At 42.5% G+C, this 15,026-nt stretch carries 15 protein-coding genes and 1 pseudogene; 9 read left to right on the top strand and 7 right to left on the bottom strand.

Annotated elements, in window-relative coordinates:
* Positions 1 to 137 precede the first annotated feature (137 nt).
* A pseudogene (locus tag PX482_RS03870) lies at positions 138 to 446 on the top strand (zinc ribbon domain-containing protein); the annotation flags it as partial.
* A gap of 85 nt (positions 447 to 531) precedes the next feature.
* Here PX482_RS03870 and PX482_RS03875 read toward each other — a convergent pair.
* The 3 genes from PX482_RS03875 to PX482_RS03885 all read right to left on the bottom strand — a co-directional run bounded on the left by PX482_RS03875 (position 532) and on the right by PX482_RS03885 (position 4,314).
* Positions 532 to 1,347, bottom strand: a complete 816-nt coding sequence (locus tag PX482_RS03875; protein ID WP_079205889.1) for a TPM domain-containing protein — start codon at positions 1,345 to 1,347, stop codon at positions 532 to 534.
* The gene (locus PX482_RS03880) at positions 1,344 to 2,606 is read right to left on the bottom strand and encodes a vWA domain-containing protein (protein ID WP_288097259.1); all 1,263 of its coding nucleotides are present in this window, start codon (positions 2,604 to 2,606) and stop codon (positions 1,344 to 1,346) included. Before PX482_RS03880 ends, PX482_RS03875 begins: the two co-directional genes overlap by 4 nt.
* A gap of 454 nt (positions 2,607 to 3,060) precedes the next feature.
* The gene (locus tag PX482_RS03885; protein WP_288093829.1) at positions 3,061 to 4,314 is read right to left on the bottom strand and encodes a methionine gamma-lyase family protein; all 1,254 of its coding nucleotides are present in this window, start codon (positions 4,312 to 4,314) and stop codon (positions 3,061 to 3,063) included.
* 119 nt (positions 4,315 to 4,433) lie between these two features.
* Between PX482_RS03885 and PX482_RS03890 the strand changes: the two genes are divergently transcribed.
* The 4 genes from PX482_RS03890 (at position 4,434) to PX482_RS03905 (ending at position 9,393) form a co-directional block, all read left to right on the top strand.
* A complete protein-coding gene (locus PX482_RS03890; protein WP_002763349.1) occupies positions 4,434 to 5,267 on the top strand; it encodes an acyl-CoA desaturase in 834 nt (277 codons plus the stop codon).
* A gap of 484 nt (positions 5,268 to 5,751) precedes the next feature.
* Positions 5,752 to 6,924: a 1-deoxy-D-xylulose-5-phosphate reductoisomerase gene (gene dxr, locus PX482_RS03895; protein ID WP_002763350.1), complete on the top strand. Its 1,173-nt coding sequence runs from the start codon at positions 5,752 to 5,754 to the stop codon at positions 6,922 to 6,924.
* A gap of 486 nt (positions 6,925 to 7,410) precedes the next feature.
* Entirely contained in the window at positions 7,411 to 8,706 is a 1,296-nt protein-coding gene (gene proA / locus PX482_RS03900; protein WP_002763352.1) for a glutamate-5-semialdehyde dehydrogenase, read from the top strand.
* Between the two features lie 15 nt (positions 8,707 to 8,721).
* Entirely contained in the window at positions 8,722 to 9,393 is a 672-nt protein-coding gene (locus PX482_RS03905; RefSeq protein WP_002763354.1) for a riboflavin synthase, read from the top strand.
* 62 nt (positions 9,394 to 9,455) lie between these two features.
* Here PX482_RS03905 and PX482_RS03910 read toward each other — a convergent pair whose 3' ends face one another.
* Both PX482_RS03910 and PX482_RS03915 read right to left on the bottom strand, forming a co-directional pair.
* A complete protein-coding gene (locus PX482_RS03910; RefSeq protein ID WP_072925777.1) occupies positions 9,456 to 9,926 on the bottom strand; it encodes a PIN domain-containing protein in 471 nt (156 codons plus the stop codon).
* Positions 9,926 to 11,113 carry an ImmA/IrrE family metallo-endopeptidase gene (locus PX482_RS03915; protein ID WP_288093940.1) on the bottom strand — a complete coding sequence of 396 codons (1,188 nt, stop codon included), beginning with the start codon at positions 11,111 to 11,113 and terminating at the stop codon, positions 9,926 to 9,928. The genes PX482_RS03910 and PX482_RS03915 overlap by 1 nt, the downstream gene beginning before the upstream one ends.
* A 243-nt stretch (positions 11,114 to 11,356) precedes the next feature.
* Here PX482_RS03915 and ahcY point away from each other — a divergent pair, with 243 nt between their 5' ends.
* The 3 genes from ahcY (at position 11,357) to PX482_RS03930 (ending at position 13,489) form a co-directional block, all read left to right on the top strand.
* Complete coding sequence (ahcY, locus tag PX482_RS03920; RefSeq protein ID WP_002763358.1) at positions 11,357 to 12,634, top strand: adenosylhomocysteinase; 1,278 nt, start codon at positions 11,357 to 11,359, stop codon at positions 12,632 to 12,634.
* Between the two features lie 93 nt (positions 12,635 to 12,727).
* Positions 12,728 to 12,877 (top strand): hypothetical protein, encoded by a 150-nt coding sequence (locus PX482_RS03925; protein ID WP_196219889.1) that lies wholly within the window; start codon positions 12,728 to 12,730, stop codon positions 12,875 to 12,877.
* Between the two features lie 6 nt (positions 12,878 to 12,883).
* Positions 12,884 to 13,489, top strand: a complete 606-nt coding sequence (locus PX482_RS03930) for a DedA family protein (protein WP_072925771.1) — start codon at positions 12,884 to 12,886, stop codon at positions 13,487 to 13,489.
* A gap of 197 nt (positions 13,490 to 13,686) precedes the next feature.
* On the opposite strand, the gene PX482_RS03935 is transcribed toward PX482_RS03930, so the two are convergent.
* Together PX482_RS03935 and PX482_RS03940 are read right to left on the bottom strand one after the other, a co-directional pair.
* Positions 13,687 to 13,911, bottom strand: a complete 225-nt coding sequence (locus PX482_RS03935; protein WP_002763361.1) for a hypothetical protein — start codon at positions 13,909 to 13,911, stop codon at positions 13,687 to 13,689.
* 387 nt (positions 13,912 to 14,298) lie between these two features.
* Positions 14,299 to 14,517, bottom strand: coding sequence for a hypothetical protein (locus tag PX482_RS03940; protein ID WP_043999501.1), 219 nt, complete (start codon positions 14,515 to 14,517; stop codon positions 14,299 to 14,301).
* A 124-nt stretch (positions 14,518 to 14,641) separates the two neighbouring features.
* Between PX482_RS03940 and PX482_RS03945 the strand changes: the two genes are divergently transcribed.
* The gene (locus PX482_RS03945) at positions 14,642 to 14,839 is read left to right on the top strand and encodes a hypothetical protein (protein ID WP_002740312.1); all 198 of its coding nucleotides are present in this window, start codon (positions 14,642 to 14,644) and stop codon (positions 14,837 to 14,839) included.
* Positions 14,840 to 15,026 lie beyond the last annotated feature (187 nt).

Consider the following 15,026-nt stretch of genomic DNA (forward strand, 5'->3'; position numbering starts at 1 on the left):
GGCGGCTCCCCAGAACAGTCTCAGCCTGGAAGTTGGTCACTAGCTAGACACTACCTAACAGCCACAGGCGATAGGCTGAGAGGCCAGAGATGCTGTCGTGGCTTTCATCTTACCTCTCAGCGGTTTTTGAGATGTTGCGTTTTTACGAGTTCCGAAGACAACTTGATTATAAAACTCAGTTGTATGGTTCGGAATTAATCATAGCCGATAGGTGGTTTCCTAGCAGTAAAACCTGTTCCAATTGTGGGTACAAAAAAGAGTCTCTATCTTTAACTGAAAGAGTTTTTGAGTGTGAGCAATGCCATGTAGTTTGCGGTCGAGACTTGAACGCTAGTCTAAATCTAGCTTCTTTGGCGGTGAGTTCCACCGTGTCAGCTTGTAGAGTAGATAGTGCCGACACTACTACAGTGAAGCAGGAAGTTAACGTCAAATTTGCTCATGAGTAGATTTGAGTAAGTTTAACAGAACGGAACTGGTAGCCAAAGCCTCTATTGACACTCCCCGAAGCGCTCATGGGAGGGAGTGTCAACTCTACCAATCACCGCCGCCGCCACCCCCACCGCTACTGCCACCGCCGAAATCACCACCATCATAACCGCCACCACCATAACCACCACCATCATAACCGCAATAGTCGCTATTGCCGTTGCTGCCACCACTGCGGCCACCTCGACCATTGCCACCAACGGCACAACGAAAATAAACAAAATATAGAATTAACATCAAGGGAAAAGACACTCCCACCATCAGGATAGCCAAAACAAGATGAAGAATGGACATTGCGATTTGAGGCTTAAATTCAGTTTGTCGCAACCCATAAGCACTACGGAGAAACCCGCTCACAACTGTTACACCTGCTCGAATACCTTCTTCGTAGTTTCCCGTTTTGAAGCTAGGAATCATGTAGGTGTAGATAATATCCTTGACCTGAGCATCGGGTAAAAATCTTTGGACTCCATAACCGGTCTCGATTTCTACCCGTCTATCCTTGAGGGAAACGAGGATTAAAACCCCGTTATCTTGCGATTTTTTGCCGATTTTCCAACGATTAAATAGGGCTGTGGCGTAGGCTTTGGGGGTAGGATAGGGTAAGGTATCGGGGACGGTGACAACAGCAATTTCTGCGCCGGTTTCTACCTCTAATTTGGCTATGTCACCGGAAATTTGCGTAACACCCGCCCGACTTAAAATATTAGCTCGATCGCTGACCCATAATCCCCCGTGCGGATTTAGTTTCGGTATTTGTTCGATGGGAATAGCGTTGACTAAGGGGGGTAAAATAACAGGGGGAAGAGCGAACATTGTCACCAGAAAAATTCCTAGGGGCAAGGGGCGAATTTTAATCATTTTCCTGTCTCTCCATCGGTTTGTAGTCTTGTTTTAGCAATAATGCGGGTTTTCTTTAAATCTCCCTCGCTCAATTCTTCTCCCACCTGTAAACGGGTGGCATTAGTTTGGAGGACAGTGGCGGCGTTTTTTTCTCCCAATTGTAAGGCGGTTTTGGCGGCGGTTTGTAGCATGGTGGCGGCGGCTGCTCGATCGCCCTGTTTTAATTTTTCTTCAGCGATTTGGGTTTGACGATATTTGGCTAAAGTCAGAGTCGATTTCTGAACTTGCTCGTTTAATTGGGATTGATAGATAGCTTGGGAGGCGATATTAAGGCTAACAGTCGCAGTTTCTAGCCCTTTTTGACCAGAAGCGGGATCATCGTAGCGAATCTTCACCTTAGCTATGGTATGAGTACCGGGGGGAATTTGGTCGATATAGAGATTGAGGAGGATAATTTTTTCTTCATCTATCATTAAATCACCCAAACGGGTGATGTAAAAATTGCCCTCTTTTTGTAAGCTCATTTCTATAGTTTCTGGGGCAACTTGGGCGATGGGTTTTAAGTCGGCTAAATGAGTCCGAGCATCTAATTCTAATTGCAGGAAAGCGTTAGTTAACCGCACAGATTGCAGACGGTTAAACAGACGAGTAAATTCAATTAAAGCCTGTTCGGGTCTTTCGATATAGGATAAACTTCCGCCGGCGATATCGGCAATTTTTTCTAGGATATCTTGATTCCAATGATCGCCAAAACCGAAGGTATTTAAGGTGATACCGTACTCAGCCGCTACTGCGGCTAATTTTAAACAGCGTTGATTGTTTCCGTGTTCATTTTCACCATCGGTAAGCAGAAAAATATGAGACACATAACCTTTGCTGCCGGTAGAACTTTCTTGAATACCTAATTTTATCCCTTCATCGATCGCCGTGCCTCCTCCCGCTTGTAACTGTTTAATTTTTGAGCGAATTAAGGTCAGATCATCCTGTCGCGATTGGGAGGGAAGAATAACTTTAGCGCGATGATCGAAAGCTATCACCGAGAGACGATCATTAATACCGAGGGATTCTATTAAACTTAAAGCCGCTTTTTTGACCGTTTCTAGGGGTTTTCCCTGCATAGAACCGCTATGATCGAGAACTAAACAAAGATTAATCGGTAAATTTGTGTTGATCTGTTCACTGGTGGCGGCGATCGAGAGCATCAGTTGACGTTGACTGCTGCTTTGATTAGCATTGATATTACTGTCACTCAAGGCCGATTTTAGAGTTACCCGCATAAGAGTTTTTAATCGTGGTCGTTGATATTTATATTCTAATGAGTATAGTTAGATTTGTGCTTATTTTCTCGTCTGGCATCGAGTTAGACAAGTTGGAAACTGGGTGCATCTCATTTTTGTCAATCTACATTGATCTTAAAAATTAGGAATTACCCAAAAAAAGAGCCTAAATCAATCAATAAGTCCTTAACAAAAATAAAAAAGGAATAAATACGACTCTCTTATTCTTTGTGTGATAAGTTTAACTTATATAGGAGCGACCGATCTTTGTGTCCTTTGTGTCTTTGTGGTTCGTGCCACTCGCTCGCCAGCAGAATTATATCTCAAGAATACATTTTACCCACCAAACCCAAGAGAGCGTAAATACTAATGTTGAAAGCCTCTATTAATGGCACTTTTGCTCCTTGACTGTTCCCTTTTTGTTAACCACAAAGACAGGAAGTTAGGACTTTAACTAAGGGAGAGAAGGAAGGTGAGAAGAACCATTCATTAAAGCGGCGATCGCTTGTTCTAGGGCCAGGGAAATATGGGTCCAATGGGTTCCCCCCTGACAGAAAACAATATAGGGTTCCCGCAGGGGTCCATCGGCGGAGAATTCCGAGGTGCTACCATCGATAAACGTGCCACCAGCCATCACTACTTGGCTCTCATAGCCCGGCATTTGGGCAGGAATGGGATCCAAGTAGGAACCGATGGGAGAATAGGCTTGAATGGCTTTACAGAAGGCGATCAGCTTATCGGGAGAACCGAGTTTAATTGCTTGAATAATATCGCGTCGAGGCACAAAAGGGGCAGGATTGACCGGATAACCCAACTTATCGCCCACATAGGCAATTAAATGACTGCCTTTCATCGCTTCTCCCACCATTTGCGGCGCTAGAAACAATCCCTGATAAAGAAGACGATTTTGGTCAAAAGTTGCCCCTCCCTCCCTACCGATTCCCGGTGCTGTCAGACGATAGCAGGCCATTTCCACTAATTCCGCTTTACCTGCTATGTATCCCCCGGCCGTGACAATTGTACCTCCGGGGTTTTTAATTAGAGAACCGGCCATCAGATCTGCCCCCACATCGGTGGGTTCTTGGGTGTTGATAAATTCTCCATAGCAATTATCGACAAAACAGACCGTATTCGGGTTTTGTTGTTTAACTATACGGACAATTCTCTCGATTTCGTCAATAGACAAACTCGATCGCCAGGAATAACCGCAGGATCTTTGAATATGTACTAAACGGGTTTGGGGTTTAACTGCTGTTGCCAAAGCCAACCAATCGATCGCACCGGTAGAATCTAGCTCTAATTGCCGATAACTAACGCCAAAATCCTTTAAAGAGCCTTGACCACTGCCCCTAATCCCAATTACTTCCTCTAGGGTATCGTAGGGCGCACCCGCTACCGCTAACATCTCATCCCCCGGTCGAAGAACCCCATACAAGGCACAGGCGATCGCATGGGTTCCTGAAACAAATTGTACCCGCACCGCCGCCTTTTCGGCCCCCAGGGCTTGGGCGAACACTTGATCTAAAGTATCCCGTCCCAAGTCATCATGACCATAACCACTAACACTAGCAAAATGATGCACTCCGACGCGGTTTTCACGGAAAGCACCGAGGACTTTACGGAGATTTTCCTTGACCTGTGCGTCAATTTCCGAAAAGATGGGGAGTAGGGCCTTTTCTGCCCTGTGGAGTAGAGAGGGGATATCCATCAAACAATAGACTGTGATATTTGTTACTATTTATTAAGCGTCAAAGTTCCCCCTGTGTCAAATCGAGACAGATAAGACAATGATGCTCTGTCTCCTGTTGTTTCCCTTTGGGTTATTCAATGACTGTTGCGACTTCCGAAAAACTGCCCATTGACTGGGTGACTCTCATCTACATGGCTTTTATCCACTTAGTGGCTCTTTTAGCCTTCTTGCCTGGCAATTTTAGCTGGGGTGCTGTGGGAGTGACATTAATTCTCTATTGGATTACTGGGGGTTTAGGAATTACCCTCGGTTTTCATCGTTTGGTCTCCCATCGGAGTTTTAAGACTCCCAAATGGTTAGAATACTTTCTGGTTTTCTGCGGGACCCTCGCTTGTCAGGGGGGTGCGATCGCATGGATAGGTTTACATCGTATTCATCATAAATATTCTGATACTGCTCCCGATCCCCACGATTCTAATAAAGGTTTCTGGTGGAGTCACATGGGTTGGATGCTGCACGAAATTCCTGCCGACGAAGAAATCGCTCGTTTTACCCAAGATATCGCCGACGATCCTTTCTATAAATTCTGTCAAAATTATTTTGTTCCTATCCAAATTGTTTTAGGCTTAATTCTCTATGCTATAGGTGGTTGGCCGTTTGTAATTTGGGGAATTTTTGTTCGCTTGGTCTTAGTTTTCCACTCCACTTGGTTTGTCAATAGCGCCACCCACAAATTTGGTTATGTTAGCCATGAATCCCACGATAATTCTAAAAATTGTTGGTGGGTTGCTCTCCTAACTTTTGGTGAAGGTTGGCACAATAATCACCATGCCTATCAGTATTCTGCCCGTCATGGCCTACAATGGTGGGAAGTTGACCTGACTTGGATGACCATTCGTCTGCTGCAAATTCTGGGATTAGCTACTAATATTAAGTTACCCCCCAGCACGGCAACGGCGACAGAAAGTTAGTTTTATCCAGTTGTTAAATTAAATCTAGCCGAACTTATGTTTAAGTTCGGTTATTTTTTCTGCGACTTAACCCAAATCTGACGGCTTTTCCCACGGCACAACTGAGGAATATAGGTACTGCCAATCCTCCCCCAAAAAACGAAATCATTGATAGGATAAACTTGATTATTTCCCCCTCTGTCGAACATTGACTGGGGAAAGCACAACTCATCCCAAGAGCGAAGGATAACCAACCAAAAAAGAAAACACACAGGGGAAATAAGAGGCAAAAAACCAGACCCCCCGCTAGACAGCCTAATCCATTGGCCTTTCTATTCGATTTCTTCTCTGTCACCATCTCTATCGCTAACTTTTTCTAAGCCTTAGCATAAAAAGGTCAAACTATCAACTTTTTTAACAAATGTTTAATATTTACGCTGATGTGCCGGAAAGACCCCGGAGAACGTATATTTAAAGCTAATCCCCAAATTATATTAAGTTTCTAATGAAAAAAATCTCGATTTTAGGCTCTACAGGCTCGATCGGCACTCAAACTCTCGATATTGTCACCGATCATCCCGATAAGTTTCAAGTGGTAGGATTAGCCACGGGTAATAATATTCAACTACTATCGGAGCAAATTCGGCAATTTCGCCCGCAAATCGTGGCGATTAATAACGAAAGTCAACTAGAAGACCTAAAAAGCCTAATTTCCGACCTTGACTATACCCCGATTATCCTAGCAGGAAAGGAAGGAGTAATCGAAGTGGCCCGTTATGGCGATTCCGAAAGCGTCGTCACGGGAATTGTCGGTTGTGCGGGATTGCTGCCGACGATTGCCGCTATTACTGCTGGTAAAGATATTGCCCTCGCTAATAAAGAAACCCTGATTGCTGGCGGTCCAGTGGTGCTGCCTTTAGTGGAAAAACACCGAGTTAAATTATTACCTGCTGACTCGGAACATTCAGCTATTTTTCAGTGTTTACAGGGAGTTCCCACTGGGGGATTAAAAAAGATTATTCTCACTGCTTCTGGGGGTGCTTTTCGCGATTTACCCGTGGAAAAATTGCCGCAAGTAACCGTAGCTGATGCCCTCAAACATCCCAACTGGTCTATGGGCAGAAAAATCACCATCGATTCGGCTACTTTAATGAATAAAGGTCTAGAAGTTATCGAAGCTCATTATTTATTTGGTGTCGATTATAATGCGATCGATATTGTTATTCATCCTCAAAGTATTATTCACTCTTTAATTGAGTTACAGGATACATCGGTTTTAGCTCAATTAGGCTGGCCAGATATGCGTTTACCCCTGTTATATGCCTTGTCTTGGCCCGAAAGAATTTATACCGATTGGGAACCTTTGAATTTAGTTAAAGCTGGTAGTTTAACCTTCAAAGAACCCGATCATCAAAAATATCCCTGTATGGGATTAGCCTACGCAGCCGGCCGCGCAGGTGGGGCAATGCCAGCAGTATTAAACGCGGCTAATGAACAAGCGGTAGCGTTATTTTTAGAAGAAAAGATTAGCTTCTTAGATATTCCCCGGGTGATCGAAAAAGTTTGCGATCGCTTTGCAATTCATAACACTTCTACCCCTAGCCTAGATGACATTTTAGCCGCCGATAATTGGGCGCGTCAAGAGGTATCTAACTGTCTGATTGCCAATCCGGTCTAGATAGTCTAGATTCTGTAGGGATGTTAACTATAATGTCTCTACAGATATAGGATAGAAAAATCACTAATTTCGGCTATTTTTTCTAGTTAACTAGATTTATGATGATCATGACAAGGGTTGATAAGTAGCTGGTTATAATTAAATTAAAAATGGATTTTAGGTTCGATCCCCCCTGCCCCCCTTGATAAGGGGGGTGCCGATAGGCGGGGGGATCTGATAACTTTTAACGCCTACCTACTTAACCTTCAATAAACCTCTTGACTAATTAATTTTTGAGGGTTCAAAAACGGCAAAAATAAGGATTAAATTGCCTAAAATCCGTAAATAGACCATTTAATTGATTATTATTCATTCTTAATTCTCCTGACTACTGACTCCTAACCCTAACAACAATTTTTGATTTTTACAATGAGGTGTAATGACCCTGAAACTTGATCAAAAATAAGATAAAATAAACAAGATAGCGGTTATTACTTTTAATTTTCTATGGTTACAACTTCTCTATCCCTCCCCGAAATCGCCAGAGAAACCCGTCAAGCGAGTCGTCAACTGGCTATCCTGACTAACGAAGAAAGGAATGAAGCTTTAGAGGCTATTGCTGAGGCTTTAACTGCCAATGCTGATCAGATACTAGAAGCTAATATCGCCGATGTTCAAACTGCCAAAGCGATGCAATTATCTCCGGCTTTATGTGCGCGATTAGAGTTAAGTCCCAGCAAATTAAAAGCCGCTATTGCCGGGGTGCGAGATGTGTCTAAATTAGCAGATCCTTTAGCTACGATGCAAATTAATCGGGAATTAGATCAAGGTTTAATTCTTCGGAGAATAACCTGTCCTTTAGGGGTTTTAGGCGTTATTTTTGAAGCTCGTCCCGATGCTTTAATTCAAATTACCAGTTTAGCGATTAAATCTGGTAATGGCGTTATTTTAAAAGGGGGGAAAGAAGCGATCCGTTCTTGTCAAGCTTTAGTAACAATTATTCATCAGGCATTGAGTCAAACTAAAGTTAATCCAGCAGCGGTACGATTATTAACAACACGAGAAGAAATTCAGGAACTCTTAAAACTCGATCAATACATCGATTTAATTATTCCTAGAGGTTCTAACGAATTTGTTCGTTATATCCAAAATAATACCCGCATTCCTGTCCTCGGTCATGCCGATGGTATCTGTCATCTCTACATCGACAAAGAAGCCGATTTAAGCAAAGCAATTAGAATTACCGTCGATGGCAAAACCCAATATCCTGCCGCTTGTAATACCATTGAAACTTTATTGGTTCATCAAGACATCGCTAGACAATTTTTACCCGCAGTGGCACAAGCATTAGAGGAAAAAAAGGTTAAATTATTGGGAGATGAAGCAACTCGTCAGATGATTAACGTACCATCGGCCACAGAACAGGACTGGCAAACCGAATATAGTGATTTAATTCTGTCAATTAAAATTGTCGATAGTCTGGAATCAGCGATCGAACATATTAATTATTACGGTTCTCGACACACGGAAGGCATTGTCAGCGAAAATTTTAACACGGCCAAAACCTTTAGCGATCGAGTCGATGCCGCCGGAGTTTTTCATAATTGTTCCACCCGATTTGCCGATGGTTTCCGTTACGGTTTTGGGGCCGAAGTGGGTATCAGTACCCAAAAAATGCCTCCCCGTGGTCCGGTGGGATTAGAGGGATTAGTGACCTACAAATATCAATTAGCCGGAGATGGTCATATTGTCGCCGATTATTCTGGGGAAAATGCCCAATCTTTCACTCATAAGGACTTATAGTCGAGAAAAAAGCCGATGTTTACAGGATTAATTCAAGCCTTGGCAACAATCCGGGTCGTGGATACCGATAGACTTTATTTGTCTGTATCCTCTGATACAATTATCCGAGATTTAATGATTGGTGATAGTGTGGCTGTGGATGGGGTTTGTTTGACAGTCGAGGAAATTCTCCCAGAGGGTTTTCTGGCCACCGCTTCCCCGGAAACCCTACAGCGCACTACTTTAGGACGAAGGATTAAAACAGAACCCAACGTTAACCTAGAAACCTCTTTGCGGGTGGGTAGTAAAATCGGCGGTCATTTTGTCACCGGTCATGTGGACGGTATTGGCTGTTTAGTCGAATCGATAATCGTGGCTAATTCGTGGGAAATGACCTTTGCTGCCCCTAGTTCCCTAGAAGAGCAGTGGAATAACTACATAGCTCGTTATATCGTCGGTAAGGGCAGTATAGCTGTTAATGGCATTAGTTTAACCGTGGCCGATTGTGATGCCTCCGGCAGCTGGTTTAAAGTGGCTGTCATCCCCCACACCTACGCCGAAACCAATCTTTCCCATTTAAAATTAGGCGATTGGGTGAATCTAGAAGGGGATATTTTAGGCAAATATGTGGAAAAATTGTTAGGAATGCGCTCTTATCACCCTCCTAGCGAGATTAGCCTAGAATTTCTGGCTGAACATGGTTATTAGTTTTCCAGAAAAAGCCTTTTCAACATATAAATTTATTGGCAATTTATCCATTAATTTTAGTTTTAAAATTGCCAACCTTCTCGCTCCATTAAACCCTGAACATTGGTACAATCGATAGAAAAGTGTTGACAGACGGTGGGGATTTTGGGAGCATTAGGCTTTAAGGCTTCTTCGGTAATTACGCAACCGTCTTTTATCTTGGCACAGGCAATAATAAATGGGTCTGCCACTGGCTTTCCTTGTAATCTGGCTTTTTGAATCACTAAATCCTTAAAGTTTCTTATAGAAAAAATTTCAGGAATAAATAAAGTTTCCTGAGCAGTGGGTGGTAAAAATATTTGTTTATTGGAGTCTATCCAATCTAAAACAAATTGTTTATTATTGCCATATTCTACTTCTTTAAGCACTTCGCGTACTGATTGTAGTTTACCTTCTGACACAATCAAATCGATTTTTTGCCAAACGGTAGGAAAACTTTTGGGAAAATAGTTTCCTAAGACCTTAAAACTACTTGTGTCAAAAATGTAAACCATCAAAACAGTCCTTTGTCTAATAAATATTGTTCAAGTTTTTCCACCGTAGCAACTTTTTTAATGTTTAGATAATCAGCAACACGCTCGATATCGTATTGGCCTTGATAGTATTTCTTGAACACAAGTTTTAGGTAATTTTCTCCCAAATATGTCGCCTGACTAGCATAGTAATCACCTCCAGATTTTTTATTTTTGTCCTGACTTTTTCCCACCTGCTCACTGTACCACTCCCTTACTTTAAGAGTATATTCTTTCTGGGAGATTAAGTTATTATCTAATAGTTTTCGTAAAACTACTTCTCGACTAACCTTATAATCACTGGAAATTTTCGAGATAATTTTATCGTTATCGTTAACGTTAACTATTGTTTCTCTGATTATCTCAGAAAAGACATGATTAGGAAGCAAAAACTCCGCAGCAAATTTATTACAAAATATCTCGATATATTTATTTTCTCCTTGCAAACTATTAATATATCTATCGTCAGACTTAGTAATTCCATTAGTCTGCAAAAGAATATGTGCTAATTCATGAAAAATGGTAAATATTTGTCTAGATTTTTCCGTGCTATTATTAATATAGATGATCGGAAATTCAATATCTATCAAGCAAAATCCCGAAATTTCTCGCTGCTTAAAAGAACGCTTAAAAATAAAAATACCGGCTTCTTCCACGGCACTCCGCCATTTTTTTAAGGCAGTTTCCTGATCATTCCAGGTCAGTTGTTCTTCTAGAGTAACGTTTAAATAATTTCTTATCTGTTCGGCTAATCTCCTTAAATCATCACTAGAACTAACCGCAATATCCTGAAAGATTTTCTTGGTACTAGGATTAATACCATTATTAATTTCCTGTAGCGACAATTGCATCGCTTTTGCTTGTCGTAAAGCATAGATAGTATCGGCGGCCAGGTTTTCGATTTCAAAGTCTGGCAAAGTTCTAAATTCTTGTTTTTCCTCCGCTTCTAGGGGAGGTTCTGGGAAAAAGAATAAAGCGAGAGGACGTTTATATATTTCTGCTAACTTTTCCAATTGACTATAGGTAGGAAAGTCCTCTCCTGACTCCCATTTCTCGATAACAGAAACATCTTTTTTAAACTTGAGTGCCACAGACTCAAGAGAATATCTCGCCCTTTCTCTTGCCCATTGGATTATCTTGGGATTAACGCCTGTCAGTTTCTCGCCCATTAGTCGATCTTATCATCACGAGATAGAGATTTCTAGCTTGATTTAGATCATACAGTAGTTTTATTGTACTATATAATTACCCAAAATAGAGACAATATACTGAGTTCTGGATAGGTCAGTGAGGGATTGATAACTTTTTCCTATATAAAAAACCGGTGAAAAGCTTGACATTAGCCAAAATCCCCAGACAATGTTAAGTTAAATTAACCAATAGCCGAGGCTTGTATTTAAGGAAAACCCCTTATGGTAGCAACACCAGTTCAACAGAAATACGACATCAAAGATATTAGTTTAGCCCCCATCGGCAAACAGCGCATCGAATGGGCTGGTCGGGAAATGCCCGTTTTGCGTCAATTAGCGGAACGTTACGCTATCGAAAAACCCTTTGCCGGACTGCGTTTAGTCGCTTGCTGTCACGTTACCACCGAAACCGCTAATTTGGCCATCGCGCTAAAAGCCGGTGGCGCTGATGCGTTACTAATTGCTAGTAATCCCCTTTCCACCCAAGATGATGTGGCCGCTTGTTTAGTGGCTGATTACGGCATCCCCGTTTATGCAATCAAAGGGGAAGATAACGACACCTATCACCGTCACGTTCAAATCGCCCTCGATCATAAACCCCAGATTATCATCGATGATGGTTGTGATGTAGTGGCTACTCTAGTTAAAGAAAGAAGTCACCAATTACCCGACATTATCGGTACTACCGAAGAAACTACCACCGGTATCGTCCGTTTGCAAGCCATGCTCAAAGCCGGGGTGTTATCCTTCCCCGCAATGAACGTTAACGACGCAGAAACCAAGCATTTCTTTGATAATCGCTACGGTACAGGTCAATCTACCCTTGATGGTATCATTCGCGCCACCAATATCCTTCTTGCCGGTAAAACCGTGGTTGTGGCTGGTTATGGTTGGTGTGGTAAAGGTGTCGCTATGCGGGCCAAAGGTTTAGGCTCTAATGTAATTGTCACCGAAATTAACGCCGTGCGCGCCATTGAAGCGGCGATGGACGGTTTCCGGGTTATGCCCATGGATGAAGCCGCTAAAGAAGGCGATATCTTTATCACCGTCACTGGTAACAAGCACGTTATCCGGGCTGAACATTTTGACCTGATGAAAGATGGGGCGATTGTTTCCAACTCCGGTCACTTTGATATTGAAATCGACCTGCAAGCTTTAGGCGCAAAAGCCGATAATGTTAAGGAAGTTCGCAACTTTACCCAACAATATAGCCTAAAAAGCGGTAAATCCGTCGTTGTTATCGGTGAAGGTCGCCTAGTTAACCTGGCAGCCGCCGAAGGTCATCCTAGCGCCGTTATGGATATGAGTTTCGCTAACCAAGCGATCGGTGTAGAATACTTGGTTAAAAATAAAGGTAAATTAGCCCCCGGCATCTACTCAATTCCCTACGAATTAGACCAAGAAATCGCCCGCTTGAAACTGCAAGCCATGGGTATTGAAATCGATACTCTCACCGAAGCCCAATTAGAATATATCAACTCCTGGACTTCCGGAACCTAATATCAGTTATCAGTTATCAGTTATCAGTTATCAGTTATCAGTTTTTTAGCCGTCAGGAGTCGGTCGTCAGGAGTCGGTCGTCAGGAGATTGCTTTGATTTATTCTTGCCACTCCCCCACTTCCCCACTCCCCCACTTCCCCACTTCCCCACTTCCCCACTCCCCCACTTCCCCACTTCCCCACTTCCCCACCCCTAACACCCAACCCCCTTTTTTTACTTTTAAACTGTTTTCTAAATCCTAAAAAAATATGACTGAATGGATTACAAATACAATGACTTCCATGGGCTATTTAGGCATAGCCCTATTAATGTTTTTAGAGAATCTTTTTCCTCCCATTCCCTCAGAATTAATTATGCCCCTGGCGGGTTTTACCGTCCATGAGGGACAAATGGAATTTATTCCGGCAGTGGTAGCGGGGATTTTTGGTACGGTCATCGGAGCGCTACCTTGGTATTATCTCGGTCGGGTTGTGGATGAGGAAAAAATCGAAAAACTAGCCGATAAATACGGCAAATGGATCACTGTTTCCGCTAAAGATATTCAAAAAGCCAATCAATGGTTTAATCGTCACGGTAGTAAAGCGGTTTTACTCTGTCGTTTGGTCCCCGGAGTGCGAACTTTGATTTCCCTTCCCGCCGGGATGAATCACATGGCGATGATTCCCTTTTTAGTTTACTCCACCATCGGCACGACCCTCTGGGTCGTTTTTTTAACAGCAGCAGGTTACTTTTTAGGGAAGAATTACCCCCTTGTGGAAGAATATCTGGCTCCCGTCTCAAAAATCGCCCTACTTGCCCTGGTTATCTGGTTTATCCTCTGGATTATCCGCAAACGTAACCGCCGGTACGAGTAAATGTTGATGAGAGGTGGTGCGTTACGACGGATTGTCACTGGGATTATCCGCAAACGTAACCGTCGGTATGAGTAAATGTTGATGAGAGGTGGTGCGTTACGACGGATTGTCACCTTCCAGTCAGAGCAGCAATTTTTGCCGTCTAACGCACCCTACTGGACTACGTTTTACAGCCGACAACGCTGCAGCAACGGTATCTAATCACGCCGGCTACTCAAGACGGCCGTGATCAGCAAATAGGCCAGCGTCACCCCGATACTGATTTGGAAGGAATAGGGAGCGGCGCGGTATCGATACCAACTAGAAAAAGATTCAAGAATTCTCAGGGTGAACAACACCACCCAATTTAAGGAAAGCATTAGGAGGTAAAAAAACGCCCCGACTCCCAACGACTGCACAAAACGATTTTTTAATAAATCCATAGCCCTAACCAAGTTAACTATAACTCTTGCAAATTAATTATATGTTATAATCATGGTTTAACTAATTTTCCCAAAAAAATTAGCATTACTTTTCTCCATCAATACTAAACACAAGCACGATACTGAAAATGATAGGAATTAGACCTCGACCTAATATAATCTCAAGACTAAAAGTCTTTCTAGTTAAGGAATCTACCCGAATAAAAATTATTTTAATTGCCTCATATTTTTTCAGTAAAATTGAATTAGCAACGATAGATATACATTACAGCCATTGAACTGTTTAGTTAGTACATAAACCGAAAGCAAGCTGTGACTGGGTTATAATTTTTGGAGATGTCTATTGTCGGTAATGCCTCATCCTCAGAAAAGGGAAACTCAACTGTACTAGGCATGAGCAGATGCCCCTTGGTCATCCTGAATCATCTGCATCAGAATGTTTGCAGTTGCCGTTGCGTCGTAGGGGGACAAAATTGGGTACTCTGATGCGGAGAAGATGAATTGTAGTTCAGCGTCTGGGATTTGTGTGGCTAGGACTTTAAAGAGTGATAATTTGTCTGACTGGCTCAGATTGTTGACCAGAGGAATTAACTCAGCGAGTGACATGGTTTAAACTTCTAGAGGTGCGAGAATGAACTCTTAATAAAATCTTAATTGGGGGTATTACCTGGAAAAGTTCGTCTAGAATTCCGTTGGACTGATCCAAAGGCAACCCAATACAAGAGGTCAAATGGCTATTTTCCAATATCAGATTCTTGTAGGAAAGAATGAACCTAATGCTGTGGTCTGGTTTCTGAATGGCAACCAGGTAGGAGCGGATTTGCTACAAATTCTTAATGATTTGGGCTCTCAAGGTTGGGAAGTAGTTGGTATTGGGGATCTAGGTTTTGATAGTCGCTCTGAGATTGTGCTTAAGAAAACAATCTAATCATCCTTAGGTGTTCTTCGTCCCTACTTTTTCAGCAAGCCCTATATAGGGTTTGCTGAATAATGGTAAAACCCTTTTAAAATAAAGCTTTTGACCTGTTAAAGTCCGATGTTAGTGCAAGAAAATAGGATTGGGACGTTCAAAAACCTTGCATTATCCTTCTTGTAGTACATCGCTTGGTACAAAA

The sequence above is a fragment of the Microcystis sp. M53602_WE12 genome (assembly GCF_030065455.1).
Lineage (GTDB): Bacteria > Cyanobacteriota > Cyanobacteriia > Cyanobacteriales > Microcystaceae > Microcystis > Microcystis aeruginosa.